This window comes from Kordia jejudonensis (genome assembly GCF_001005315.1).
Taxonomy (GTDB): domain Bacteria; phylum Bacteroidota; class Bacteroidia; order Flavobacteriales; family Flavobacteriaceae; genus Kordia; species Kordia jejudonensis.
This window is the reverse complement of record NZ_LBMG01000067.1, coordinates 1-26,359: the sequence shown is the minus strand read 5'-3', so window position 1 is coordinate 26,359 and position 26,359 is coordinate 1. Positions and strand designations below refer to the sequence as shown.

The 26,359-nt window shown below is 33.6% G+C and carries 25 protein-coding genes; 12 read left to right on the top strand and 13 right to left on the bottom strand.

Annotation, left to right across the window (positions count from 1 at the left end; genetic code table 11):
• The 3 genes from AA089_RS21430 to AA089_RS21420 all read left to right on the top strand — a co-directional run.
• Nucleotides 1-879: T9SS type A sorting domain-containing protein (locus tag AA089_RS21430; protein ID WP_046759065.1), on the top strand; the 879-nt coding region annotated here is incomplete at its 5' end.
• Nucleotides 880-964: 85 nt separating this feature from the next.
• Nucleotides 965-1,981: a hypothetical protein gene (locus AA089_RS21425; protein ID WP_046759064.1), complete on the top strand. Its 1,017-nt coding sequence runs from the start codon at nt 965-967 to the stop codon at nt 1,979-1,981.
• A gap of 6 nt (nt 1,982-1,987) precedes the next feature.
• Nucleotides 1,988-3,049 carry a WD40/YVTN/BNR-like repeat-containing protein gene (locus AA089_RS21420; RefSeq protein WP_046759063.1) on the top strand — a complete coding sequence of 354 codons (1,062 nt, stop codon included), beginning with the start codon at nt 1,988-1,990 and terminating at the stop codon, nt 3,047-3,049.
• A 3-nt stretch (nt 3,050-3,052) separates the two neighbouring features.
• Here AA089_RS21420 and AA089_RS21415 read toward each other — a convergent pair whose 3' ends face one another.
• The 6 genes from AA089_RS21415 to AA089_RS21390 all read right to left on the bottom strand — a co-directional run bounded on the left by AA089_RS21415 (nt 3,053) and on the right by AA089_RS21390 (nt 11,879).
• On the bottom strand, nt 3,053-6,292 hold the full coding sequence (locus tag AA089_RS21415; RefSeq protein WP_046759062.1) for a hypothetical protein: 3,240 nt from the start codon (nt 6,290-6,292) through the stop codon (nt 3,053-3,055).
• A 280-nt stretch (nt 6,293-6,572) separates the two neighbouring features.
• Complete coding sequence (locus AA089_RS21410; RefSeq protein ID WP_053002621.1) at nt 6,573-7,007, bottom strand: hypothetical protein; 435 nt, start codon at nt 7,005-7,007, stop codon at nt 6,573-6,575.
• Nucleotides 7,008-7,022: 15 nt separating this feature from the next.
• A complete protein-coding gene (locus AA089_RS21405) occupies nt 7,023-7,559 on the bottom strand; it encodes a hypothetical protein (RefSeq protein ID WP_046759061.1) in 537 nt (178 codons plus the stop codon).
• 36 nt (nt 7,560-7,595) lie between these two features.
• Nucleotides 7,596-8,138 carry an RNA polymerase sigma factor gene (locus AA089_RS21400; RefSeq protein WP_046759060.1) on the bottom strand — a complete coding sequence of 181 codons (543 nt, stop codon included), beginning with the start codon at nt 8,136-8,138 and terminating at the stop codon, nt 7,596-7,598.
• A 172-nt stretch (nt 8,139-8,310) separates the two neighbouring features.
• Entirely contained in the window at nt 8,311-10,155 is a 1,845-nt protein-coding gene (locus tag AA089_RS21395) for an ABC transporter ATP-binding protein (RefSeq protein ID WP_046759059.1), read from the bottom strand.
• Complete coding sequence (locus tag AA089_RS21390) at nt 10,155-11,879, bottom strand: phospho-sugar mutase (protein ID WP_046759058.1); 1,725 nt, start codon at nt 11,877-11,879, stop codon at nt 10,155-10,157. Before AA089_RS21390 ends, AA089_RS21395 begins: the two co-directional genes overlap by 1 nt.
• Before the next feature lie 98 nt (nt 11,880-11,977).
• On the opposite strand from AA089_RS21390, the gene AA089_RS21385 reads away from it, so the two are divergent.
• Nucleotides 11,978-14,620: a T9SS type B sorting domain-containing protein gene (locus tag AA089_RS21385; protein ID WP_162200470.1), complete on the top strand. Its 2,643-nt coding sequence runs from the start codon at nt 11,978-11,980 to the stop codon at nt 14,618-14,620.
• Here AA089_RS21385 and AA089_RS21380 read toward each other — a convergent pair.
• On the bottom strand, nt 14,610-15,572 hold the full coding sequence (locus AA089_RS21380; protein ID WP_046759056.1) for a glycosyltransferase family 2 protein: 963 nt from the start codon (nt 15,570-15,572) through the stop codon (nt 14,610-14,612). The two genes, AA089_RS21385 and AA089_RS21380, sit on opposite strands and share 11 nt — an antisense overlap.
• Nucleotides 15,573-15,581: 9 nt before the next feature.
• Nucleotides 15,582-16,076, bottom strand: a complete 495-nt coding sequence (locus AA089_RS21375; protein ID WP_046759055.1) for a DUF4199 domain-containing protein — start codon at nt 16,074-16,076, stop codon at nt 15,582-15,584.
• Between the two features lie 144 nt (nt 16,077-16,220).
• Between AA089_RS21375 and AA089_RS21370 the strand changes: the two genes are divergently transcribed.
• From AA089_RS21370 to AA089_RS21360, 3 genes are all read left to right on the top strand, one after another.
• Nucleotides 16,221-16,472, top strand: coding sequence for a type B 50S ribosomal protein L31 (locus AA089_RS21370; protein WP_046759054.1), 252 nt, complete (start codon nt 16,221-16,223; stop codon nt 16,470-16,472).
• Nucleotides 16,473-16,599: 127 nt separating this feature from the next.
• Nucleotides 16,600-17,775: a GlmU family protein gene (locus AA089_RS21365; RefSeq protein WP_046759053.1), complete on the top strand. Its 1,176-nt coding sequence runs from the start codon at nt 16,600-16,602 to the stop codon at nt 17,773-17,775.
• A 31-nt stretch (nt 17,776-17,806) separates the two neighbouring features.
• The gene (locus AA089_RS21360) at nt 17,807-18,235 is read left to right on the top strand and encodes a hypothetical protein (protein WP_046759052.1); all 429 of its coding nucleotides are present in this window, start codon (nt 17,807-17,809) and stop codon (nt 18,233-18,235) included.
• A gap of 79 nt (nt 18,236-18,314) precedes the next feature.
• On the opposite strand, the gene AA089_RS21355 is transcribed toward AA089_RS21360, so the two are convergent.
• The 3 genes from AA089_RS21355 to AA089_RS21345 are packed head-to-tail and all read right to left on the bottom strand — an operon-like array spanning nt 18,315 to nt 19,259.
• Nucleotides 18,315-18,614, bottom strand: a complete 300-nt coding sequence (locus tag AA089_RS21355) for a hypothetical protein (protein ID WP_046759051.1) — start codon at nt 18,612-18,614, stop codon at nt 18,315-18,317.
• A 48-nt stretch (nt 18,615-18,662) separates the two neighbouring features.
• Nucleotides 18,663-18,968, bottom strand: a complete 306-nt coding sequence (locus AA089_RS21350; RefSeq protein WP_046759050.1) for a hypothetical protein — start codon at nt 18,966-18,968, stop codon at nt 18,663-18,665.
• 3 nt (nt 18,969-18,971) lie between these two features.
• Complete coding sequence (locus tag AA089_RS21345) at nt 18,972-19,259, bottom strand: hypothetical protein (RefSeq protein WP_046759049.1); 288 nt, start codon at nt 19,257-19,259, stop codon at nt 18,972-18,974.
• 197 nt (nt 19,260-19,456) lie between these two features.
• On the opposite strand from AA089_RS21345, the gene AA089_RS21340 reads away from it, so the two are divergent.
• Entirely contained in the window at nt 19,457-19,972 is a 516-nt protein-coding gene (locus tag AA089_RS21340; protein WP_046759048.1) for a hypothetical protein, read from the top strand.
• 2 nt (nt 19,973-19,974) lie between these two features.
• On the opposite strand, the gene AA089_RS21335 is transcribed toward AA089_RS21340, so the two are convergent.
• Nucleotides 19,975-21,606 carry an ABC transporter substrate-binding protein gene (locus AA089_RS21335; protein ID WP_046759047.1) on the bottom strand — a complete coding sequence of 544 codons (1,632 nt, stop codon included), beginning with the start codon at nt 21,604-21,606 and terminating at the stop codon, nt 19,975-19,977.
• 230 nt (nt 21,607-21,836) lie between these two features.
• On the opposite strand from AA089_RS21335, the gene mtaB reads away from it, so the two are divergent.
• The gene (gene mtaB / locus AA089_RS21330; RefSeq protein WP_046759046.1) at nt 21,837-23,174 is read left to right on the top strand and encodes a tRNA (N(6)-L-threonylcarbamoyladenosine(37)-C(2))-methylthiotransferase MtaB; all 1,338 of its coding nucleotides are present in this window, start codon (nt 21,837-21,839) and stop codon (nt 23,172-23,174) included.
• A gap of 116 nt (nt 23,175-23,290) precedes the next feature.
• Nucleotides 23,291-24,190 (top strand): DUF6438 domain-containing protein, encoded by a 900-nt coding sequence (locus AA089_RS21325; protein ID WP_046759045.1) that lies wholly within the window; start codon nt 23,291-23,293, stop codon nt 24,188-24,190.
• Between the two features lie 65 nt (nt 24,191-24,255).
• On the opposite strand, the gene AA089_RS21320 is transcribed toward AA089_RS21325, so the two are convergent.
• Complete coding sequence (locus AA089_RS21320) at nt 24,256-24,552, bottom strand: GNAT family N-acetyltransferase (protein WP_046759044.1); 297 nt, start codon at nt 24,550-24,552, stop codon at nt 24,256-24,258.
• A 115-nt stretch (nt 24,553-24,667) separates the two neighbouring features.
• On the opposite strand from AA089_RS21320, the gene AA089_RS21315 reads away from it, so the two are divergent.
• Nucleotides 24,668-25,330 carry an alpha/beta fold hydrolase gene (locus AA089_RS21315; RefSeq protein ID WP_046759066.1) on the top strand — a complete coding sequence of 221 codons (663 nt, stop codon included), beginning with the start codon at nt 24,668-24,670 and terminating at the stop codon, nt 25,328-25,330.
• 116 nt (nt 25,331-25,446) lie between these two features.
• Nucleotides 25,447-26,359 (top strand): lytic transglycosylase domain-containing protein (locus AA089_RS21310; protein ID WP_046759043.1); only part of this gene is annotated, 913 nt, incomplete at its 3' end.

Below are 26,359 nucleotides of genomic sequence, written 5' to 3'. Positions count from 1 at the left end.
TCTCCTTACTTAGACAATACAGATAATCAAGATTTAGCAATCGCTGCGAATGTATTAAGCATTTCTGGTGGTGCTACAACAGTAGACTTATCAGGATATTTAGACAACACTGATGAGCAAGATTTATCATTATCAGGAACAACATTAAATATCTCTGGTGGAACTGGAGTTGATTTATCAGTAATCCAAGATGGTACTGGAACAGATTCACAAGCAATCTCTGTTGCTTCTGATATTTTAAGTATCACAGGAAGCGCTGGAACAGTTGACTTATCTCCATACTTAGACAATACAGATAGTCAAAATTTATCTTTAGCTGGAACTACATTAAATATTTCTGGTGGAACAGGTGTCGATTTAGCTGCAATAGCAGATGGGACAGGAACTGATGATCAGAACTTAACTTCTGCAACATTATCAGGAAATACATTAACAGTTGCTATTGAAGGAGGAACTTCTGTAAATGTTGATTTATCTCCAATATTAGGAGCATTAGAAGCAGAAAATACAGCACAACAAGCACAAATTGATGATTTGATCACTAGAGTAGAAGCTATAGAAGCTTGTGCTTGTAGCGGTACTTTAGGATTGCCTGGTGGAGGAGATGCTTCAAGAGATGCAGCTATTTTATACCAAAACATTCCAAATCCGTTTAATGATACTTCTGCAATTCGTTATTTCGTACCACAGTCAATGCAAGGAGAAGCTTCTATTGTATTTGTAAATACTGCTGGACAGATTATTTCAAAAGTAGATTTAGATCAAAAAGGAGATCAAGAATTAAACATTAACACAAGAACATTATCTTCTGGTATGTATTACTACACATTATATGTTGGTGGTAAGAAAGTTGATACTAAGAAAATGATTATAGAGTAAATTATTTAGTATTTAAATACTTATACTTTCAAAATAAAACAAAAAAGCTTCGTAGTTTACGGAGCTTTTTTTATTTTTAAACACTATGAAATCACAAAATGTTGATCTTCTAAATACTGGATTAATTGTCGTCTCGCTCATCTGTGCATATTGGTTGCCTTTTGAGCTATTTCTCTTCGCATATGCCGTTTTAGGACCATTGCATTACTTCACAGAAATCAATTGGATTCGTGACAAGCAATATTTTGTGTCTAATAATAAATTTTGGATTTGGCTTACCATTACCTTTTCATTACTAATATCAATTCCGTTACTCTTACGATTACCAATTTTTGATGCGTTTCAAGAAAACTCAATCATACATCAAATAATATACTATTTACCAACGTATCTAAACTCATGTTTTTTCATTGCCATAGCTTGTGCTATAGCTTTTGTCGGTTTTAAAAAGAAACTACATCAATACGTTACAATTGCGTTAGGTGTTGTTTTAGCCGTTTTGCTACACTTTTATCCGTTATATCATGTCATATTTGGCGTATTACTGCCAACGGTTATTCATGTGTATCTATTCACGCTAGTATTCATGTGGTATGGAAACTTAAAATCGAACTCTAAAATAGGATACTTCAATGTAGCTTTACTCTTTGCAATTCCATTCCTAATTGCCTTTATAGACTTCTCGCTTTACGGATTTTCCATTGGAGAAACAACACTGGACATTTACAGACAAAATAGTTTTCATTGGCTCAATGTCAATATTTCTAAATTGCTAGGCTTTTCAGACGGAACTTCCTTTTCGTTATCAAACATTATAGACGTAAAAATTCAAATATTTATAGCATTTGCCTATACCTATCATTACTTAAATTGGTTTTCAAAAACAACTGTCATAGGCTGGCATAAAAAACTAACGCAAAAACGTTCACTTTTCATTATCGGATTATGGATCGTTTCTGTAGCACTATATTTCTATGATTATAGAATTGGTCTCACATTGCTTTTATTCCTTAGCTTATTACATGTATTTATGGAATTTCCACTCAATATAATTTCTTTCAAAGCTATCGGAGCTTCCATATTCAATCCTAAAAAAACATAAACCACCATGCGTTTCATCATTTTAGCATTTTTATCAATTCTTTGTTTTTCCTGTGGGAAACAACAAGCGGAAACTAACAAATCCGCTAAAAAGACGTTCAGTTCTGTTGAGATAACACCAATTTTTGATGATTCAATTAGTATTAGAGCGATTGCGGTAACACCTAAAAACGATTTAATTTACGGAGGAAACAAAACAACGATTGGATATTACAATCCTGAAAAAGACACACATACTTCTTTACTAAAAGGAAAGGTGCCAGATTCTTTAAATGTGAGTTTTAGAGCTACCGCTTACGCGAATGGAAACACCTTTGGAATTTCGATTGTAAATCCAGCATTATTGTATAAAATTACTGCGGACGGAACGGTTTCATTAGTCTACAAAGAAGAACATGAAAAAGTTTTTTACGATGCAATGACTTTTTGGAACGATCAAGAAGGAATTGCCATTGGTGATCCAACGGACGATTGTATGAGCATGATTGTCACGCGCGATGGCGGAACTACTTGGCAGAAAATAGCGTGCGAAAACTTACCAAAAGCCAATGTTGGAGAAGCTGCTTTTGCCGCAAGTAATACAAATATTGTAACAAAAGGCGATGAAACTTGGGTAGCAACAGGCGGAAAAACAAGTAGAATACTATATTCAGCAGATAAAGGACAAACTTGGGAATCATATGAAACACCAATTATTCAAGGATTAGAAACTACAGGCATCTATTCGTTAGCTTTTTACGATGCTAAAAACGGTTTTGCTATTGGTGGCGATTATACCAAAGCGGATGCTAATAGCGCGAATAAAATCAGAACTTCAGATGGCGGGAAAACGTGGGAACTTGTGGCACAAAATAGTGGTCCAGGTTACAGAAGTTGTGTACAATACGTTCCAAATAGTAACGCAAAAGAACTCGTTGCCATTGGTTTTAAAGGCATTGATTACTCAAAAGATGCAGGAAATATGTGGACACATATATCGGATAAAGGCTTTTACACCATACGTTTTGTAAACGATTCTACCGCGTATGCGGCTGGGAAAAATAGCATTGCGCGTTTGATCTTTAACTAAACTTTATTGCAATTTTTCTATTTTCTGTTTAATGCTACTATGTTTCAACATTAACTGCATAAATTTAAATGCAGGAATTGCCATTACACGACTCATTTCGGGTTCAATAATAGCATCGGTATCGTCTTCACATTTGGATAATATGTATTCAATTTCTTCATTATTATTTTCAATAATTTTATATATATCATCAACACATTTGAGTTCTTTTAAATCTTGTGTGTAGATAGCGCGGACATCATCAAAATCAAAACGATGTGGTAAATAAATGCTTTCAAACGTAAGTTTATCTTTCTGTAACGTATCCAACAATTTCAATTTATCTTTTATATAACCAGGAAACATTTCGGTGGCGGCAACTGAGTTGAATATAGCCGAAATTTCGTTGGAAGTATTGAGCTTTTTTCCTTTACAATACATCATTATTGAATCCAATTGCGATTTTATATAAGCAGTTTTATCATTAACAATATTTATAAATACAGACTTTTTCGTTTTGGCAGTTTTGTCAACCTCATCAATGGCTTCGTATAATTTAAAAGCTGATAACAAACCTGAATTTTCATAAATTCCACCATCATTATACTGTCCTTTTCCTTTAATAGTCGCTGCTGGACTGATTAGCGGAAATCTGTTTGTTGTAGAAGCAGCATTGTAAAAACTAAGTGTTTTTCCATTAATATCTAAAATATCACTTGCACCTGTATACACAATGTCACGTATGATAGGATTGTCTATTTTTACAGAAACTGCCATTCCTTGTCGCCCTTTAATATCAGTAGTATTACTTATTAAAATTGGAAAACCTTGTTTGCGTTTTGTATACATTTCATACCAGTATTTTCGAAACGATAATGATTTGAAACGTTGTTCATCAAATTCAAAATTAGCTGGATCTGTATAATATTTTGGCATTGAATATTCCGCATAAATACGCATGGCTTTGGATGAACGATCTTTTCCTCGTGTATCTAATTTGGGCACAAAAGCATGATTAATCAAATCTCTACCGAACAAATGTGTAATATCCATCGATAAAATATTTTCTGTGCCAATATTTCGGATGGCTTTATGTTGTATTGTACGATCTTCAATTTCATGCTTAATGACCGAATAATTAATCAGTCCAATAGCACCACCAGATGCACCAGAAATACAAACCGTTTTATCATACAAACTATCGTTTTTATCCAATTCGCTTAGCACAGTCATTGTCCATGCATTTGCTTTCATTCCACCACCATAACAGCCAATATAATAGCGTTTTTCAGGCAAGTTTGAAATATAAGATTTAAAATTGACAACCGAATCCGATTGTGTAGTTTCCAATTCAGCTAATTCAAATAATTTACTTCGACTATCTTCATTAAATCGTGCTAAATAGTGAAATACAATCAAAAACAACACAGCAATATGTATCGCAAATAAAAACTGTCGATGTTTACGTTCTTTCTTCTTAACGTTTTTAGAAGCTTCAGGAATTTCCTTTTTTAACGCTGCTTTACGTTGAAAATCGTCTGTTGTTTTTTCTTCTTTTAGCAACTTTTTTTCTTTTTCTACAGCAGTATCTGCCTCAAATTTGTAAAAGATAAAGTGTTTTAGCATAATTACGATCGCACCATAAAAGAAATAAAAATAGGAAAGTAAAATAAGTATTGTATTAATTTTTAAAGCCCAAGATGACCAAATATTGATGACAATTAAAAACAGGATGTTAGCAAATCCTAAATACGCTTTAATTTTTAAGAAAAACACATTATTACTTAATATTCCTACGAAAAATCTTTTTGCGATAAATCTAAAAATTGGACTTTTCCCTGCATCTTCATTTGCTTTAAATGTAGCTTTTATATCGCTTTCTTTTTCTGCTTTTGTTCGTGAGTCGCTTGTGTCACGTGTAATGATAAAACTGCAAATAATCGCGTCAATCTTTTCATTAAAAAAGGCATATTTAAATACGGAACGAAACGTTCGGTAGTACATGTATGTAAAAGTTTTAAACCCAATACATACAAGACTCAGTACAACGGCTTCATAAGAATATACTTTAGGAAAAGAAATTAAAATAATCAACAATACAACATGTAATAGTATCGTAATAACAAGAGAAACAAGGTACGTGATGATTTCTACATGCAAACTTGGTGCATTTTTATCTTTAGGATCGTCATAATTAATAGGTTTTATAGTGCCTTTCCAATACGTATACCATTCGTTTTTCTTTTCATTTAAACGATACAACCACCATAGAAAAAATAGTAAAATGAAGATAGAAAAACTACTGATGCTAAAGTCATTTTTAAAATTTGTATCCGTAGTATAGGCAATCATGTAAAAAAGTGCCATGTAAAAGAAAACTCCTAACGTTTTTCTGAGAAAGCCTAAAGCACTTTCATGTTTAAAATTATCCGTTTTAGTAATCTTCTCTTTTTTACTATCGCTACTATGCCAAATAATTCCAAAAAAACCAAGCGCACTGGTGATTCGCCACTTTTTCTTTCCCATGCGTTTGTTGAATCTTGAGTGGAGAAAATAGGTTGGATAGTGTGATAACATTACACTATATAATGACGTGTAAATTCCTAAAAGCAGTATAACGAACATCCAAGGATGATAGTACAAATCAACAATTATAGAATTCATTTGCGGAGCTTTTGGTAGCGTGAATCCAATAATTACCAAAAACAATAAACTAATCCATGATGAAAGTATAAAATCTCTAATAATTGCCAATCTAGGTTTTAGTGAAAAGTACATAGCAACTATAATTGTATATAAGAACGCTAAAGAATAGCATGCAACTTTCCATTTTGCAATCGTTTCAGGATATCTTTTGGTACTGAGGTACAATGTATTTTCAGTACAGTCTAGAATGTAGGTTATACAAGCAATGATGAGAAAAACCCAGTAAAACCAACGCGCTTTTTTATGATGCAATGTAGCTTTGGAATAAATATAACTGCTTAGTAAAAAGAGACATAAAAACGACCAAAAGTAATCTATAATAAAGAATGACCAAAAATAGGCGAGTTGTTCAGGAGCGTTTTGTACGGCATCTAAAAACCAAGATGTGGTTATCTTATTGTCTGTAAACTGTGGCGTTTGAATCCAGCCTTTTAATGAAAACAATCCTCTAAACACGGACATTCCAACACTAAGAATCACAAATACAAGCCAAACACCGTTTTTACTGTTTTTCTGTTTGAAATAGATATAAGGATTGAAATTTCTTAGTCGTGACATTCGTTTGTTTTATTTTCAGAAAAGTACGATTATTCTCCAAAAGTAAAAATACCTACGACTAAGTATTTATAAAAAAAGGAGCGTTCTGTAGCACGCTCCTTTTACCAATCACCAAAAATTATTTGTAATGAAAACTCATCACTTACTGTATTACATATATTAGACTGTCAGCGCTCGCATAGGTTTAAAATCAAAAAGAGCATTTTCGTTAAAAAATGCTCTTTTCTTTATCAATGCATAAGAATAGAAACTACTCTAGGCTTTTTAGGACATTGATATATTATTCACGACGACGTTTTCGAAACTCTTTCATAAGTTTTCTATTAAAATCGCGTTCTGCTTTCTTTAATAATATAATTTTCCTTGCGGGAAGAAACGCTCTTAGTTTCTTGGTAAGGTTGACTTTGTTTTCATACACTTGTTTTTCAATAACTTGAATACGGTCTAACACTTTTGAAGCTTCTGCATCAGACATGTCGTCCATGTATTTGAGCTCTTTTTTAATAGTATTTAAACGCTCGCGCAATTCAAAGTTTTTGTCATCAAATGTATTGTAAACGGGCCAAAATAGCTGTGCTTCTTTCTCCGTAAAATCAAGATTCTCTGTAAAGTAGGCAATCTTTAACTTTTTAATTTTTTCTTTATTCTGTCCTTTTTGGGCAATTCCTAAAAAGATCCCAAAAAATAAAAATAAAATAGTGGTTTGTAATTTCATCTTTAAATATATGTTTTATTCAACTAATAAATCATATGGATCCGCATTGTTTTCCAAATAATCTATCGTTTCTGTTTCGTTTAATTCTACTTCAAAAATAGAAGATACATCTATATTTTCTTCTTCAAAAGCAGTCATCAATTCATAATTGTTCAACGCAATTAAATCGTTTTCAATAAACGTATTAATTTCACTATTGGCAACGTTATCAAAAATAGAACCGTTTACTGTATCTGTCGGTTTAAAGAAATTAATAGTAATCAATACAACAATACAAGCTGCCGCAGCATAACTTATATATTTCAAATAGTGCTTTCTATTTGGCATAGAAATCACTTTTGTTTCTTTTTGCTCAACTGCAAACAATTTGTCAGCTAACGTATTTTCTAAACCGTCAAAATATGCATCAGGTGTTTTGAAACCTTCTTCCTTTGGAAACATGCTTTCTGCTTCAAACGTTCCAAAAAAACGTTCTTCAAACGATTCAAAGTAGTCTTTCGGAGTAGAAAATCCTTCAGTTATTTTTTTGTTATGTAATTCGTTATTTTTCACGATAGTTTGACTCTAATTCTTGTAAAAGGTTTAATATTATGTTGTTAAAAATTGTTCAATCTTCTTTACTGCATGATGATACGATGCTTTTAACGCACCAACTGACGTGTCTAAAATTTCACTCATGTCACTATACTTTACATCATCAAAATACTTCATTGTAAACACAAGTTGTTGTTTTTGTGGCAAGGTAGCAATCGCTTTTTGGAGTTGCAACTGAATTTCATCGCCTTCAAAATATACATCGGCTTGTAAATTGTTGACCAAATGATTCTGCAATTCTTCCGAAGAAATTCCAGCTTTTTTTGCACGCTGATTGATAAAGGTAATTGCTTCATTTGTGGCAATTCGGTACATCCATGAATAGAGTTTGCTATCGCCTTTAAATTTATCAATACTTCGGAATACTTTTATAAACGTATTTTGAAGTACATCGTCAGCGTCTTCATGATGCGTCACCATTCTACGGATGTGCCAATACAAACGTTCCTTGTACGTAGACACAAGCACTCGAAACGCTTTTTGTTGCGTTTTCGGATTCTTTAGATCATCTATTAGCGTTGTTTCTAAGACGTTCAATGGTGTTTGTGTTTTGTTCTTTGACTCCGTAAAGAAACGAAGGTTTAATCTACATTTAAAAAAGTTAACGATTTGAGGAATTATCAGCTATATACTAACGGTTTCTCGACTGCGATCGAAAAAACATTGCAACACTTTTTGGGTTTCAAATTTGAATTCGAATTCAATTCCTTTAAATCGTTTGCATTTCCACCAATTTAGAATAGATACTATTGTTTCGAATGAGTTCTTCGTGCGTTCCTTGCTCTACAATTTCTCCTTTTTGCATCACGACAATGACATCTGCATTTTGAATGGTAGACAATCTGTGCGCAATTACAATAGAGGTTCTGTTTTTCATCATGTTTTCCAGCGCAACTTGCACCAAACGTTCACTCTCGGTGTCTAGGGCAGACGTAGCTTCATCCAAAATCATGATTGGCGGATTTTTTAAAACGGCTCTGGCAATACTCAAACGTTGTTTTTGTCCACCAGATAGTTTTCCACCAGAATCTCCCACATTATGATCTAATAACTCAGGTAAATCTTTGACAAATTCCCACGCATTGGCAATTTTTAAGGCGTCAATCACTTCTTCATCAGTCGCATCTTGTTTTCCAAGTTTTACATTGTTACGAATGGTATCATTAAAGAGAATAGAATCTTGTGTAACGAGTCCCATTAATCCACGTAGTGAAGCTTTGGTCAGCGTTTTAATATTTTCGCCATCAATTTCAATACTTCCTTCAGTTACATCATAAAAACGTGTAACAAGATTTGCAATCGTACTTTTTCCACTTCCAGATTGACCAACCAACGCAACAGTTTTCCCTTTGGGAACTTTTAGTGAGAAGTTTTTGAGAACCGCAGCTTCGTCATACTTAAATGTGATATTGTTTAATATGACGTCAGAATTGAAACCTTCTTTGTTTTTGGCGTTTGGTGCATCTGCAATCGGACTTTTCGTTTCTAAAATTTCCAACACACGTTCGGCAGCAGCATTTCCTTTCTTTACACCATAACTAGCTCTACTAATTGCTTTTGCTGGAGTTAAAATGTTGTAAGCCAATCCCATAAATGTGATAAACTTTTCTCCATCTAACGCTGGTGTAACGCCATCGGCTAATTTTTCTACCAACACCATATGTCCGCCATACCAAAGCAATACACCAATAACTAAAATTCCTAAAAATTCGCTCGTAGGTTTTGCTAAATTCAATCTATTTAGGAGTTTATTAGAATATTTTAAAAAACGTGCTGTAGATTCTTGAAACTTTTGATTGAAATGTGGTTCAGCAACAAATCCTTTGACTACTTTGAGTCCTCCGAGTGTTTCTTCTAAAAGTGATAAAAATGTTCCTTGTTCTTTCTGAACACGATCGGATTTTTTCTTCAACGATTTACCAATCAGAGAAATTATATATCCAGAAATCGGAATAAATATAAAGACAAAGATGGTTAACTTAACACTAATGGTAAGCATGAAAAGGATCGTAAAAATTATCGTAAGAGGTTCTCTCACAATAAGTTCCAATATTGATAAAAACGAATGTTGAATTTCAAGTACATCCGTTCCAATTCGAGCCATCATATCACCTTTTCTTTTTTCAGAGTAAAAGGAAAGTGGCAATTCTATGGTTTTTTCGTACAATTCGTTCCGCAAATCTGTCAATACTCCATTTCGCAAAAAAGTAATAAAATACATAGCAAAATAGTTGAAAAGATTTTTTAGCAAGAAAACAGAAAGTACCAAAGCAATCACAATTGTCAATGCTTTTGAAGCATCTGTTCCAGCAATTTCGGAAATATGGTAATTGATATAGTTTTGAAAATAATCTGCGAACTTTGTAAAACCTTCGTATGTTGGCGGTTCTGAAGGTCGTACAGCGTCTTTACTAAATAGCAAATTAAGTAAAGGCATTAAAATCATAAATGCCAATCCTGAGAATAGCGCATATAAAATATTGAAAAAGATATTTAGTATTGCATATTTTTTATAAGGTCTTACAAAACGTGCAATTTTTTTAAAATAATCCATTAGTTGAGTTTCATTTCTTGAACGATGCGATCAATTTTTGCATCGAGTTGTTTTTCTACGTTTTCAAAATCGGCTTTGTTTGCTAAAGGCAGATGTATGCTAAAGTAGAATTTTATTTTCGGTTCTGTACCGCTAGGACGCGCTGCAATTTTAGTACCATCTTCTGTATAATATATCAATACGTTCGATTTTGGCACTAATATAGGCGTTGTGTCAGTCGTTGTCATGTCAGTTGCCGTTGAAGTTTGGTAATCTTCAATACGAACTACTTTTGAACCGTCAATGCTTTTTAATGGATTTTGGCGTAAATCGATCATCATTTGCTTAATTTCTGCTGCGCCATCAATACCTTTTTTAACCATCGAAATTAATTTTTCCTTGTAGAAGCCATGTGAAACATACATGTCAATTAATGTTTCATAAAATGAACTTCCATTTGCTTTAGCTTGCGTTGCAATTTCACAGGCTAATAATGCTGCGGTAACGGCATCTTTATCACGTACAAAATCGCCTGTCATAAATCCGAAACTTTCTTCGCCGCCGCCAATAAATTCTAGCTCAGGAAAATCTTTGATCATTTTGGCAATCCATTTAAAACCTGTCAAACCAATTTTGCATTCAACATCGTATGCATTTGCCAAATCACTCATCATTGGTGTTGATACAATGGTAGAACCGATAAATTGTTTTCCGTTGATTTTTCCAGCGTTTTTCCATTGTTGCAACAAGAAATCTGTCATGACGACCATCGTTTGATTTCCGTTTAGTAAAATCATATCGCCTTCCAAATCGCGTACAGCTATTCCCAAACGATCGCTGTCAGGATCTGTTCCAATAACAATATCAGCATTTACTTTTGAAGCCAATTCTAAAGCCATTTTTAAAGCTTCGGGTTCTTCAGGATTTGGAGAAACTACCGTTGGGAAATCTCCATCAGGTGTTGCTTGTTCGGCAACGATATAAATATTATTGTATCCTGCTTCACGCAATACAGGCGGAATCATTGTAATAGAAGTTCCGTGTAATGATGTAAATACAATGTGTAAATTTTCTTTGTTTGGCGCTTTAAAATCAGCATTTTCAACACTTGCTTTCACAAAAGCTGCATCAACTTCCGCATCAATTAATTTGATCAATTCAGGTTTTGCGTCAAACTTAATTTGAGAAAAATCTAACTGATTAATTTCATCTATAATTTCTTCGTCTTCTGGTGGCACAATTTGTCCGCCATCTGTCCAATATACTTTATAACCGTTATATTCTGGCGGATTGTGAGAAGCTGTTAATACAATTCCGCAATGACAATCTAAATATTTAACAGCAAATGATAATTCTGGTGTCGGACGCAAATCTGAAAATAAAAATACTTCAATATCGTTCGCAGAAAATACATTGGCGCAGATAGTTGCTAGTTCCTTACTATTATGTCTACAATCGTAAGCAATGGCAACTTTTAAAGCCGTATTAGGATATATTTTTTTGAGATAATTGCTCAATCCTTGCGTGTTTTTTCCTAACGTATATTTGTTGATTCTATTGGTTCCAGGACCCATTACACCACGCATTCCACCAGTTCCAAAAGCTAAATCTTTGTAAAAACTTTCCGTAAGTTCATTCGGATCAGAATCTATCAGCTGTTGTACTTTTGTAGTTGTATCTGAATCAAAGTTTGGACCTAACCAACTTGTTGCTTTTTCTAAAATTTTAGCGTCAATCTTTGTCATTAATAGGTGTTTTAAAGAACAAAAATAATGAATTCATTTTGGTTTCTATTTTGCTGGCAAGGATATTTTAGATAACTTTATATATTGCTATGAATTATATGAAAGAAAAAACTCTAAAACTCTTTTGCATACTGCTTTTTTTCTGTTCTTCAATCAACGCGCAACGAGAAGCCGCTAATTGGTTTTTCGGTGTAAATGCTGGACTAGATTTTAATAGTGGAATTCCAACACAATTAAATACAAGTCAGGTAAATACGCTGGAAGGTTGCTCTACGATTTCAGATGAAAATGGTGCGATGCTTTTCTACACCGACGGTGTTACTGTGTGGAATAGTTTGCACCAAATTATGTCTAACGGAACAGACTTAAACGGTAGTTTTTCGAGTACACAATCTTCTATTGTGGTGCCGAATCCTGCAAATGATAATATTTATTACATTTTTACAACAGATGTGGTAGATGCGTACGATCCTACAACAAACACAAGTAACGGATTTAATTATTCGGTGGTTGACATTTCACTTGATGGCGGATTGGGTGCCGTAACGGATAAAAACGTCAATTTAATGCCAAATACGTCCGAAAAAGTAAGTGCAACTTTGAGTAATGATGGCAATTATTGGGTTGTAACACATTATCTAGATTCTTTTTATGCGTTTAAAATAACTGCAGCTGGTGTAAATACAGTTCCTGTAGTATCTGCAACATCTTTTAATGTAAATAATTACCGAAATTTTAGAGGAAATATGAAAATATCTCCAGATGGTAAAAAACTAGCAATCGCGCACGCATATTTCTTTCCAGATCAAGAAGGATATTTGTATTTATATGATTTTAATGATGAAACTGGAATTGTTCAGAATTCAGATTTTTTAGGAGATAATTTAGTGTATTACGGAGTTGAGTTTTCTTCAAACTCTTCAAAATTATACGCTTCCGCAAAGGTGTTTAGTGCTGATAATTCAGTTTCAAATATTCAATTGCAACAATATGATGTAAATGCTCCAAATGTAGCAAATACAAGATATATTGTACACAATTATCCGCAAAGTCAAGTTACACCATCGTTAGGCGGAAGCTTGCAAATTGGGTTTGACAAACGTGTTTACCATTCGTTGCCAGGTTCCACATTATCAACAATCAATACGCCAAATTTATCAGGATTTGCCTGTAGTTTTGAGTTGGCAAGTGTAGATTTGGGAACCAATTTTGCACGTTTTGGCTTGCCGTCATATGTGCAAACATATTTTGAAAGTATCGCCACCATTCAAAACTTGTGTTTGGGACAACAAACAACATTTACAGTAGCGCCAAATCCAGATATTCTTTCAATCGATTGGGATTTTGGAGATGTAGCTTCAGGTGCAAATAATACGTCAACACAAATGTCGCCTTCGCATTTATTTACAAGTGCCGGATTGTATATAGTAACGGCAGATGTAGCGTTTGCCAGTGAACCCAATAGAACCTTCATTGAAGTTATTCAGATCAACGAAGTGCCAAATATTGCAGCTTCATTTACCTTATTTCAATGTGATGTGGACGACAATCCAACAGATGGACTTTCAATATTCAATTTGGGTGATGCGCAAAGCTTAATACAAGCGGACAGCGGAATTAGCAATGCACAGGTAATTTTTTACCCTACTTTGAATGATGCACAGAACAATCAAAATGCGATAAACAATTTAACATATTTCAACACGCAAAGCGATCAAATATTATATGCGCGTGTGTTTAGTCAATCAGAATGTTTTGCAATTACACAGGTACGGCTTACTGCAAATCCAGGAACAAGTTTGGGAACTTACACTACGCTTGATGTGTGTGAAACCAATGCTAATGGAATTGCGATTTCGCAGATAGAAAATACCTTAGGAAACGATTTTCCAGGCGGAACTATTAGTGTTTTTGCCACAGAATCAGGTGCGTTATTACAACAAAATCAATTATCGGATAATGCACAAGTCAACTTGACAAACAATGAGTTATTTTTTAGAGTTGATTACGGTACTAATTGCGGATTTATCGGAAGTATTTCCATCAATGTCATTGCGCAACCACAAGTAGAAGATCAGCAAGTGACTTTATGTGGTGGTCCAGGATCAGAAGTAACATTGGCATTAGACGAAAGTTTTTCAAATTACACTTGGTCTACCAACGAAACGACACCAACCATTACGGTTTCAGAAGTTGGTACCTACATGCTAACAATTTCTAATGCTGCTGGTTGTGAACGCGAAGTATCTTTTGTTGTGATAGAAGAACCACCAATTGAAATTGAAGAGATTTTGGTATCCGATTTTCAAGATCAAAATTCAATCAAAATTATATTAACACAACCTACGGAGACAATTTTGTATTCAATAAATGGAGGACAAACATTTTCTGATTCGAACGAATTCAACAATCTTTTTCCAGGAGTGTATGATATTGTAGTAAAACGTGAAAACTGTGATTCCGTAGGCGAAACCGTATTAGTTGGTGGATTACCTAAATTCTTCACGCCAAATGGCGACAATATCAATGATACATGGACATTACTTCGCAAAGAATTTTATCCGAATGCAATTATAGAATTGTATGATAGATATGGTAAAAATCTTGATTACATAAAAGCAGATGATAGAGAATGGGACGGAACATACAGAGGAAATCCGTTACCATCTGGCGATTACTGGTATAAACTTACTTTAGAAAACGGAAAAGTAATTAAAGGAAATGTGACACTTAAGCGTTAAAGTTAGTAGTTTCACTAATTTTATAACGTTCTTTATCACGTTTACTTCGCAAGATAATTTCTCCTAAAAACCCTGCTAAAAAAAACTGAGTTCCTATAACCATGGTAGTCAATGAAATATAGAACCAAGGATTATTCGTGACTAAAATTGCAGGCAAATCGTTGGCAAGTTTATACAATTTCGTAATTCCTATATAACCAGCTGCCGAAAATCCGATCATAAACATTAACACACCAAGTGCGCCAAATAAATGCATAGGACGTTTTCCGAATTTTGATAAAAACCAAATGGTAATTAAATCTAAAAAACCATTGATAAAACGATCATACCCAAATTTCGTTTTGCCATACTTTCGTGCTTGATGCAGCACAACTTTTTCTCCAATATTAGAAAAACCAGCATTTTTAGCCAATACAGGAATGTATCTGTGCATTTCTCCAAACACATCAACATTCTTAATGACACTATTTTTATACGCCTTTAAACCGCAATTAAAATCGTGGAGCTTTAAACCTGAAGTTCTTCTAGCTGCCCAGTTAAATAATTTTGAAGGAATATTTTTTGCAATGACAGAATCATAGCGTTTCTTTTTCCAGCCTGAAACCAAATCAAATCCTTTTTCGGTAATCAAATTGTACAATTCAGGAATTTCATCAGGACTATCTTGCAAATCAGCATCCATGGTAATCACAACTTCGCCAAGTGCTTTCTTAAAACCAGCATGCAAGGCTTGTGATTTCCCATAATTTTGTAAAAAATGAATGCCTTTTACTTCCGAATGCTTTTCAGATAACTTTTGAATAATTTCCCATGATGTATCTGTGCTTCCATCATCAATAAAAATGACTTCATAAGAATAATTGTTGGCGTGCATCACTTTCGCAATCCAATCATATAATTCTTGTAAAGACTCTTCTTCGTTAAGTAGTGGTATAACTACAGATATATTCATACAGTATTCTTATCGTTTGTAAAATGCTTTAATGACCAATGAAGTTATCAAAGAAACAAAAAATCCTGTAAATAGGCTTTTAAGTACGGCACTAGAAAATAAATTAAATTTGAATCTTGATTTATATTCGGTGATTTTCTGAGTTACTTGTTCGGGTGAAAACTGTTCATTCAGCTTTAAATCATCAACCATTGCTAACGCTAATTTATCTATCAAATCGGTTTCTATAAAATAGGCATGAATCATTTGATACACCCAAAAAATAATTCCTCCTAATAAAATTACACCAATACCCGTTTTTAAACCTTCGCGAATGCTAAACTCTTCTGATTTTTTACTTACATTTACAATGGCAAGTATCATAAGCACAATAGTTACAATAAACATGATAACAACATATATGTTATTGGCTTCAATATGAATGTTCTGATTATATTGTAGGAGAAAGAAAAAAATATTTAATAAACCTGCGGCAATTCCAAAATGGGATGTTTTTGAAAACATGTATGAGTTTTTTTATGCAAGACACAAATATAGAAATTCAAGCTTAGAAAATATCAAAATATTTCTATTTAAATGTTGCACATTCCGAAATAATAATTAAATTTGCACCTCGAAAATTGAGAAAGTCACAATAAAAATTACAAGATGCAACAAGGTATACATCCAGAAAATTACAGAGTAGTAGCTTTTAAAGATATGTCTAACAATGATGTATTTCTTACGAAGTCTACTGTAGATACTAAAGAAACTATCGAAGTAGATGGTACTGAGTATCCTTTATACAAATTAGAAATTTCAAGAACTTCACATCCATATTACACTGGTAAGTCTAAGTTAGTAGATACAGCAGGACGTATTGATAAGTTCAAGAACAAATACTCGAAATTCAAGAAATAAGAATCTCGATCACAATTTTAAAAAATGTCTTTCAGGTAACTGTAAGACATTTTTTTTTTGAAAAATACTTCCCAAATTTATAGCAAAACCGTAGCTTTTTTTACATTTACAAAAATTCAAGACACTCATGAACTATATTCTGTTTGATGGAACCGTTAGAAATGCACTATTACCTTTCACATATACGCGACCTGTTGCCGATATTCGAGTTGGAATCTTAACCATTAGAGAAAAGTGGGAAGCGTACTTAGGAAGTACAACGACCACAATTACAGAAGAATACCTTTCTGAAAAATATCCAATGGTAGAATTGGAAGAAAATGTAATGATCAATGCCTCTTTTTTGCCAAATGCAGAACTGACAGCATTGATTCAAAGTTTGTCTGAAAAACAAGCCATTTTTGCAGGCGATGAAATTATTGCGTTTCATGCGACAGACGAACAAGATGAGGTCGATTTTGATACCTATGAGGTTATTTCCTATGAAGAAGATTGTTTGCGTATAGAAAACACGTGGGATATCTTTTCAAAAAATGCAGCGGCAATTCAAGCAGATTTTGATGTAATTACAAAAGACAGAACTTCACAACCAATTCCTGCAACGGTAAACGTGATTTCTCCCGAAAATATATTTATTGAAGAAGGTGCAAAACTGAATTTTTGTACGTTAAACGCAAGTTCAGGACCAATTTACATTGGTAGACATGCGGAAATTATGGAAGGAAGCGTCGTTCGTGGCGGCTTGGCAATGTGCGAACATTCAGTATTAAAATTAGCAACAAAAATATATGGAGCAACGACACTTGGTCCTTATTGTAAAGTTGGAGGCGAAGTAAACAACTCTGTATTAATGGGCTATTCAAACAAAGGACACGACGGATTCTTAGGAAATTCAGTCTTAGGCGAATGGTGTAATATTGGTGCCGATAGTAACAATTCGAATCTAAAAAACAATTATGCTCCTGTGCGTTTATGGAGTTATGAAACGGAGAACTTTGCGAAAACTGGTTTGCAATTTTGTGGACTCATGATGGGCGATCATAGTAAATGCGGAATCAATACCATGTTTAACACTGGAACTGTTGTTGGTGTCAATGCAAACATTTTTGGTTCAGGATTCCCAAGAAACTTTGTGCCAAGTTACAGTTGGGGCGGCGCAAGCGGATTTACAACCTATCTTACCAAAAAAGCTTTTGAAGTTGCTAAAGTGGTAATGTCACGACGTAAGGTAGCATTTACAGCACAAGATGAAGCAATTCTAACACATGTTTTTGAGGAAACAAAAAAATGGCGTAAAGATTAAAAATAGATAACAGATAAATACCAAAACGATTATGATAGCAATTATTATTTTAATTGTAGTAGGACGACAATTTTACGAATTGGCCAAAAAATATGAACAACAACTTGCGTGGTTATATGCTATTTTAGGAGTTGTTTCGTATTATGCAGGAATTATTGTTGGAGGCGTACTATTAGGAATAATTTTAGGATTATTTTTCCCAGAATTTTTAGAAGATACACCAGAATCGGTATTGGGATTATTGACCATTCCAATTGGAATCTTTGCATGTTGGGGATTCTACCAGTTATTAAAGCGAAATTGGCATAAGAAATTTGAAGAACAGCAACGCTTAAAACCAAAAATATCTGATATTGGAAAATCTGAAGAAAACGAAAAACCTACGGAAGATTTCTTAATTGGAAAGAAAGATTTGGGTGATTTAACCAAGAAAAAAGAAGACGATAATTGGCGTTTTTAATCGTAACGAGAACATAAATGAAAAGCCGTTACTATGGAAAGTAACGGCTTTTTTATATATAATTCGATTTTATATCTTTCTAAAATTGAAAAATTAATGGCACTTCATTTGCGAATTCATGGATAAAAAGAAAATAACCCATGATTGAAAATAATACGATGCCAACAATGACGAAAACAAGAATTGTTTTACGACGCGATTGTTTTTGTTCTTCTAGTAGCTGTTTTCTAATTTTACGCAGCATATAATCTGAAGCTTCATTGTATTCAGCCGTAGACGATTCTGTACCAATATAACGTTCCACGCGTTCGAGTTTATCAATGCGTTTACGTCTATTATTTCTAATAATAGTATTTCCTAATGACATGAATCCTGACATAATGGGTACATTTTAATTAATTATAGTATACAAAATTTTATTGAGATATTAATCAAAAATTGAAATAGACATAATATCTGAATCAAATGACTTGATAAGCATGAAATAGCAAAAAAGAGCTACTATCAATAATCCGAAAACGATTCCAAATTTTATGGATCGTTGTCTTTTTCTTTTTTCTTCTGCCTGAATTTTATCTCTAATATCTTTCAACAAACCTTCGGAAGCTGTTTCATATTCAGCTTTTTCAGTATCATTTTTAAGATATAATTTTCGTTGCTCTTGTCTATGAGCGAGTCTACGTTTACTATTATTAAACGCAACCGTTGAAGCAGATTTTACAATTACTGGCATAACTTATGAATTTAAAAATTGAACAAAATCAAAGAAAAACTTCACTAAAAATATCGAAACTGGAACTGCTAACACAAAGGCTAAAATCAATTGATTTCGTTCTTTGCGTTGTTGTTTTTTAATTTTTTCACGAATAGTTTTTAACTTTATTTCTGATACTTTTGGAAATATATTTTTAACTCCTTCGTTTTTATAATAGCGCAAATTTTTGTCAAAAGCTGTTCGTTTGCTACGTCTTTGCTTCGTCCGTTCTAAATCACCATGTACGTAAAATCCAGCTCCTGATCCCATAATCCTTTTCTTTTAAATGAAGTATACTATATACGTATGGAAATCATTGAAAATGTTACAAATACGTGAACTATTCAATTTTCTTGAAGTAGTTTTGAGCATACCTATTTGCTGTGAAATTAGTTGTAAAACTTCTCGTTTTAACTTAATTCTAGTACATTAGATGACGTTTCTCAACTGTAAACGATATAACATTTATGACACTAACTCAAATCCCTAAATTCGTAAAAAGCAGATTCCTTTTCTTTTGGATTTCAAGCTTCGTACTTGCATCGGCGTTGTATTATGCATTGTGGTTGATCGTTCCTAATCATCGTGTATTTGGAACACTATATCGTATGTTTTTATATCATTTTGCATTTCCACTTCAATACATAGTCATTCCTTGTTTTTTCTATGGAATTTTTGCAACATTACTCACAAAGAGCTTTCGAAAAGCAACTACAGTCAAGCGAATATGGTTAACAATTGCAATTTGCCTATTAACTATTATTGTAAGTTCTCCTTTTGGTGGAATGTTATGGAATTTTCATGACATGCAAGCAGGATTTTTTCCTGAAAATTGGGTGTCAGTTATGATACAAAAAGGATTTTCGTGGGGAATGGAAATCGGATGGTTCATCATCTTATTATCAATACCATACAATATCATTTGCGGAATAGGTTGTTATTATTTGACAAAAAAAGGTGTTAAATTGTATGATCCTAACTAAACTTATTTACTCTTTTTTACACGTTTCAACTCTAATAAATTCAAGGCGTTAATGCCTAAACCTTCTACATTTTTTTGTGTAAACCGAACAACTTGATCGTAATACAAAGGAACCAATGGCGCTTCCGAAATCAGCAAAGAATCCATTTTTGTATACAATTCTGCACGTTTTTTGGCATCCGTTTCACGCAATGCAATTTCATACCATGCGTCAAACTGTGGATGGATAAAATGTGTATAATTTGGTCCGTTTGGTGTGAAATTTTTACTGTAAAATAACGATAAATAATTCTCCGCATCAGGATAATCGGCAATCCAACTCGCTCTAAAAATTGACAATTCTCCTTTCGAACGTAATTCCCGTAAGGTAGAAGCTGGAATTACATTTACACTAGCTTTCATCCCAATTTTTTCCAACTCACGTTGAATGTATTCGCAGAAATTTAAATACTGACCATTTGTAGTAATTGCAACTTCTGGCGACGTATTTCCTGTTTCCGTTATATACTGATTGACCAAGTCTTGTGCTAATTCTGGGTCATAATCAAAACCTTTAATGTTGGCAAAACCAGGCAAACCTTTCGGGATAAAACCATGAATCGCTGGCGTTCCAATTCCGCTTCGTAAATACGTAATCATCTTTTTACGATCAAAACTATAATTCATCGCTTTGCGCAACAAATGATGACTTGAAACATTGGTACTGTCGCCAATAAAAATTCCTAAATATTCCGTGTTCAAATACGGTCCAGAAATCATATGTACCGTAGATGTATAGCGTTCTCGCAAAGTTCCAGCAGCATTCAGTAACTCATCTTGATACGATGGATCAAGCGAATTCAAAAAATCGATATTTCCTTGGGCAAACTGTAAAAATTCACTCTGTTTATCAGGTAAAAAAGTAATAGCAACCGCTTCCAAATAGGGCAAGTTGTTTCCAGTAGTATCTTTTTCAAAATAAGTTGGATTTCGGCGCAATACAAGTTTTGTATTTTCTTCCCAAATCTTGAACTGAAAAGGACCAGTTCCTATTGGATTTGCTCTAAAATCATTACCATAATGTTCCACAATTTCTTTGGGAACAACCGAGCAATATTTCATCGTTAACAAACTCAAAAAAGCAGGAAATGGTTGTTTTAGGTTGATGGAAAACGTTTTATTATCTATAGCTTTAAAGTTTTCAACACTTTTAAAAATCCAGCGTCCGCTTGAAGCGACTTTGTCATCTAAAATTCGATTAAAACTATATTCAAAATCAAACGCATTTACGGTTCGAGTACTATCTTTTCCAAATAATTCATGCTTGTGAAATTGCACATCATCTCGTAAAGTAAATGTATACGTTTGTGCGTCTTCTGAAATTGTCCAAGACTTTGCAATGGAAGGAATTACATTTAAATTATTGTCCATTTCCACCAAACCATTAAATAGTTGATGTACGGCCCAAATATTCCGTTGATCTTTCGCAAAAGCAGGATCTAGCGAGGTAATATTTGCATGTTCATTATAACGAAAAACCAAATGATCTCTGTCGTTCGTTTTGTTTTGTTGACACGAAAAAGAAATCAACAATAAACAAAGGATTGATATAGAACTGATTACCAATTTAAAATGTTGTATTGTTAATTTTATCATATGCTGAATTAATTGTAAATTTGCAGGCTTTTATAATGCTTTTGTCAGTTCGAGCGCAGTCGAGAACGCTCTAATTATTTCTAATACTAAAGAATTTCGACTGCGCTCGATTCGACATAATTATAGTTAAATAATAACATTATGTCTAAATTACTTTATGCTACATAAAAGCCTTAAAAGTACATAATAAAAAAGATAAATCGCTACCGTTTTGGTAGAAAAGTACAGGAATGAACGATAGAAAAAAAGTCGCTTTTTACACGCTAGGTTGCAAACTGAATTTTTCAGAAACGTCTACAATTGCTCGAAACTTTCAAGAGGAAGGTTTTGAAAAGGTAGATTTCTCCGAACACGCTGATATGTATGTTATTAATACATGTAGTGTTACGGAAAACGCGGATAAACGCTTTAAATCTATTGTAAAACAAGCACAAAAAGTAAATCCTGATGCGTTTGTAGCGGCAGTTGGCTGTTATGCACAACTAAAACCTGAAGAATTAGCAGCAGTTGATGGAGTAGATTTGGTGCTTGGTGCCACGGAAAAATTCAAAATTACAGATTACATCAATGATCTTTCTAAAAACGATTTCGGAGAAGTGCATTCGTGCGAAATAGAAGAAGCTGATTTTTATGTGGGAAGTTATGCTGTTGGCGATCGTACACGCGCATTTTTAAAAGTACAAGATGGTTGCGATTACAAATGTACATATTGCACAATTCCTTTAGCAAGAGGAATTTCACGAAGTGATACACTTCAAAATGTATTGAAAAATGCTAAAGAAATTTCAGCTCAAGATATTAAGGAAATTGTCTTAACAGGTGTCAATATTGGCGATTACGGAAAAGGCGAATTTGGAAACAAAAAACACGAACATACATTCTTAGAATTGGTTCAAGAATTAGATAAAGTGGAAGGAATAGAGCGTTTGCGAATCTCTTCTATTGAGCCAAATCTACTAAAAAACGAAACGATTGATTTCGTATCAAAAAGCAATACATTCGTTCCGCATTTCCACATTCCATTACAAAGTGGAAGCAATACTTTATTGCGTTTAATGCGCCGTCGTTACATGCGTGAATTGTATGTAGATCGTGTAACAAACATTAAAGAAGTCATGCCAGATGCGTGTATTGGTGTGGATGTAATTGTTGGATTTCCAGGCGAAACAGACGAATTATTCTTAGAAACCTATAATTTCCTAACAGCACTCAACATCTCATATTTGCACGTATTTACCTATTCGGAACGTGAAAACACGGTTGCAGCTGAAATGGAAGGCGTTGTGCCGCAAAACGTTCGAAAAAAGCGTAGTAAAATGTTACGCGGATTATCTGTAAAAAAACGGAGAGCATTCTACGAAAGTCAACTAGGAAAAACAAAAACTGTTTTGTTTGAAGGCGAAAACAAGGAAGGTTACATTCATGGATTTACTGAAAACTACGTAAAAGTGAAAGCGCCTTGGAATCCAGAATTGGTCAATACGCTTCATGAAGTTTCATTAACTAAAATTGACGATGATGGAATGGTTCGTTTTGATTTTGTGAATGAAACCGTAATTTCCAGCTAAAATTCAAGGTTTTTACCGAACTTATCTAAAGTATAATCGAAAGATTGGCACGTTTCATGTAATTATCATCCTATAATTACAAATAGATACCTATATTTAACTTTAAATAAAAACGTATGAGAACAACATTACTTTCCATATTAATCTTAACGTTAATAAGTTGTGATGCTTCAACCAAAGAATTTATTGGAAGTTCATGGATTGTGAGTGAATTGACAGAAAAGGACACGAAAATTCCTGTAACAAATGATGTCATTTTAACGATAAAAAGTGAAACCGAATTCACACTCAAATTAGACAAAAATAACTGTTTTGGAACCTATACACTTTCCAGTAATGGAAACATACAATTAGGTGATTTGGCATGTACAGAAATGTGTTGTGATTCAGATTTTTCAATGGCAGTTACAAGAGCATTGCGCAAAGTTTCAAAAATAAAATTGGACAAAAGCCGTGCAACCTTATCAGCAGCTAAAGTTCAAATTAAATTTAAAAAATACGAAGCTGTTACAAACAGAATACAAATGATGAATGACGATGATAAAATATTTATGAAAGAAGAAAAAATACCTACAAAGGAAACTACAGATATTGGTTTAATTACCAAGCCAGAAGACAATCAAACTCATACGGCTAGTGTGCCAAAAGGCGAATCAATTACGTTGTATAAATCGCCCTGTAAAGGAACTTGCGAAGAATTTACCATGGTTATGTACGAAGATGGAACTGTATATTATACGGGGAAATTCAACGCGAAAATTCAAGGGAAACATATGGTAAAATTAGATTCAAGCAAATCAAAATCGTTATTCAAAGAATTTGAAGAAGCTAATTTCAGTAGTTTTCAAAGCAAATATGATGACGAACTGATCATGGACATTCAAAATACATATTTGACCTATCAAGGAAAAAAAATAGAAATTCGTTACATACACAATGCTCCTAAAAAACTCAAAGCATTACTTTCAATAGTAGAGCAGCGAGCTGAAGAAGTGTTGACAATATTAAAAAAATAATGTAGTACGTACAATAAAAAAAGGGAACCTATGCAGTTCCCTTTTTTTATGTTTTTCAATTCAAATTAGATTCGAACGCCAACAGGCAGTAAATCTTTGTATTGTTTATTTTTTCGTAAAAAACTAGCAATCTTTGGGCTAGTCGGCACAACTCTTAAATTTCGATCCTGAATACTATCTAAAACGGTTTTGATAAAAGCATTCTTGAAATCTACGTCGTCTAATCCTTCTGGAACAATTAATTTTGTTAGAAATATTTTACGCTCTTGAAGAGAATACTCAATCTTAGCCATTCCATTATCAGTCTTGTGTTCGAATTGTCTTAAAAACTCGTTATCATTGATAACAATCTCATTATCCATAGCAGTTTAATTTAAATTAATCTTTAAATGGTATTTTAGAAGAAAAAATATTGGGTTAAGTTGCAAAGATACAAAATTTAGAGTAGATTTCCGAGTTTTTAGTGTGACTATCTGTATGAAACCTACTAAAATACCCGTTTATTTCATGCCAGGAATGGCTGCAAATCCTTCTATCTTCAGACATATTCAACTGCCTGAAGATACATATGATATGTATTTTTTAGAATGGTTTGTTCCAGAAAAGGATGAAACCTTAGAAGCCTATGCATTGCGTATGACACAAAAAATAGTGCATAAAGATATTATTCTAATAGGTGTTTCTTTTGGTGGAATTTTAGTGCAAGAAATGGCACGCCACATCAATGTTCGTAAGCTTTTTGTGATTTCGAGTGTAAAAACAATGCACGAACTGCCAAAGCGAATGCGACTTGCCAAAAAGACTAAAATTTATAAACTTGTGCCGACAAGCTTCGTTAGTATGCTTGATGTATTTCGAAAATATGCCTTTAACGATTTCATAAAGAAACGTTTAGATTTATACGAAGAATACTTATCAATTCGTGATAAATACTATCTCGATTGGTCCATAGCACAAATTGTCAATTGGAGACAAGTTGAAGCTTTGCCAAATACCATTCACATTCACGGAGAAAAAGACGGCGTATTTCCTAAGCAATATCTTTCCAACTTCATTGAAGTAAAAGGTGGCACGCACATTATGATTATCAATAAATACAAATGGTTTAACGAAAATTTACCAAGATTGATAAAAGAATAGTTTCCTCATTCTAAATGAGTTCCCTATTTTTGTAAATGCTACCCAATCATTTTTACAATTCGCCAAAAAATACTTAACTTAAAGTCGATTAAGAAAATATTTAAAAAAAATAACACATGCGTAAAATTAAAAATGGATTTGCCTTTTTAGGATTAATTTTCCTCGGAATACTATTAATGAATGCTGTTCAGCAAGATAACGTTATGACAGCGGAAACAGCAGTAAATGTGGACACGCCAGCTTCAAAACCTGTAGTGAATGGTGAAAATGATTACAATGTATATGCGTTGGAAGTTCCAGAATCCTTAGATTTTGCAGGCGAAGCCATGCCTTTGCACTTACCAGATATCAAAGAACGTATGGATCGTGAATTGTTAGTAAATACGTACTGGCAATCAAATGGTTTATTACTATTCAAGCGTGCAAATAAATATTTTCCAATCATAGAACCAATTTTAAAAGAATATGGAGTTCCAAACGATTTTAAATACTTAGCAGTTATTGAAAGTGGTTTGCAAAATGTAACATCTCCAGCAGGCGCACGAGGTTTTTGGCAGATTATGAAAACTACAGGAAGAGAAAATGGCTTGGAAATCAACTCAAATGTTGATGAGCGTTACCATTTGGAAAAAGCAACACGTGTGGCGTGTAAATATTTATTAGAAGCAAAAAATAAATTTGGCAATTGGACAGCGGCTGCGGCTGCGTACAATGCTGGAAATGCAGGAATCGGACGTCGCATGGAAGATCAGCAAGTAGATTCATACTACGATTTATTGTTGGGTCAAGAAACTGGGCGTTATATCTTTAGAGTGGTAGCGTTAAAAGAAATTTTTACCAACGCAAAAAAATACGGTTTCAATTTTGATAAAAAAGATTTGTACAAACACATTCCAACCTACGAAGTAGAAGTAGATACGGTCGTTACAAATTTTGCAAGTTTTGCTAAAAAATTTAATATCAACTACAAAATCTTAAAAATCCACAATCCGTGGTTGCGCGAGAATAAATTGAACAACAAATCAAGAA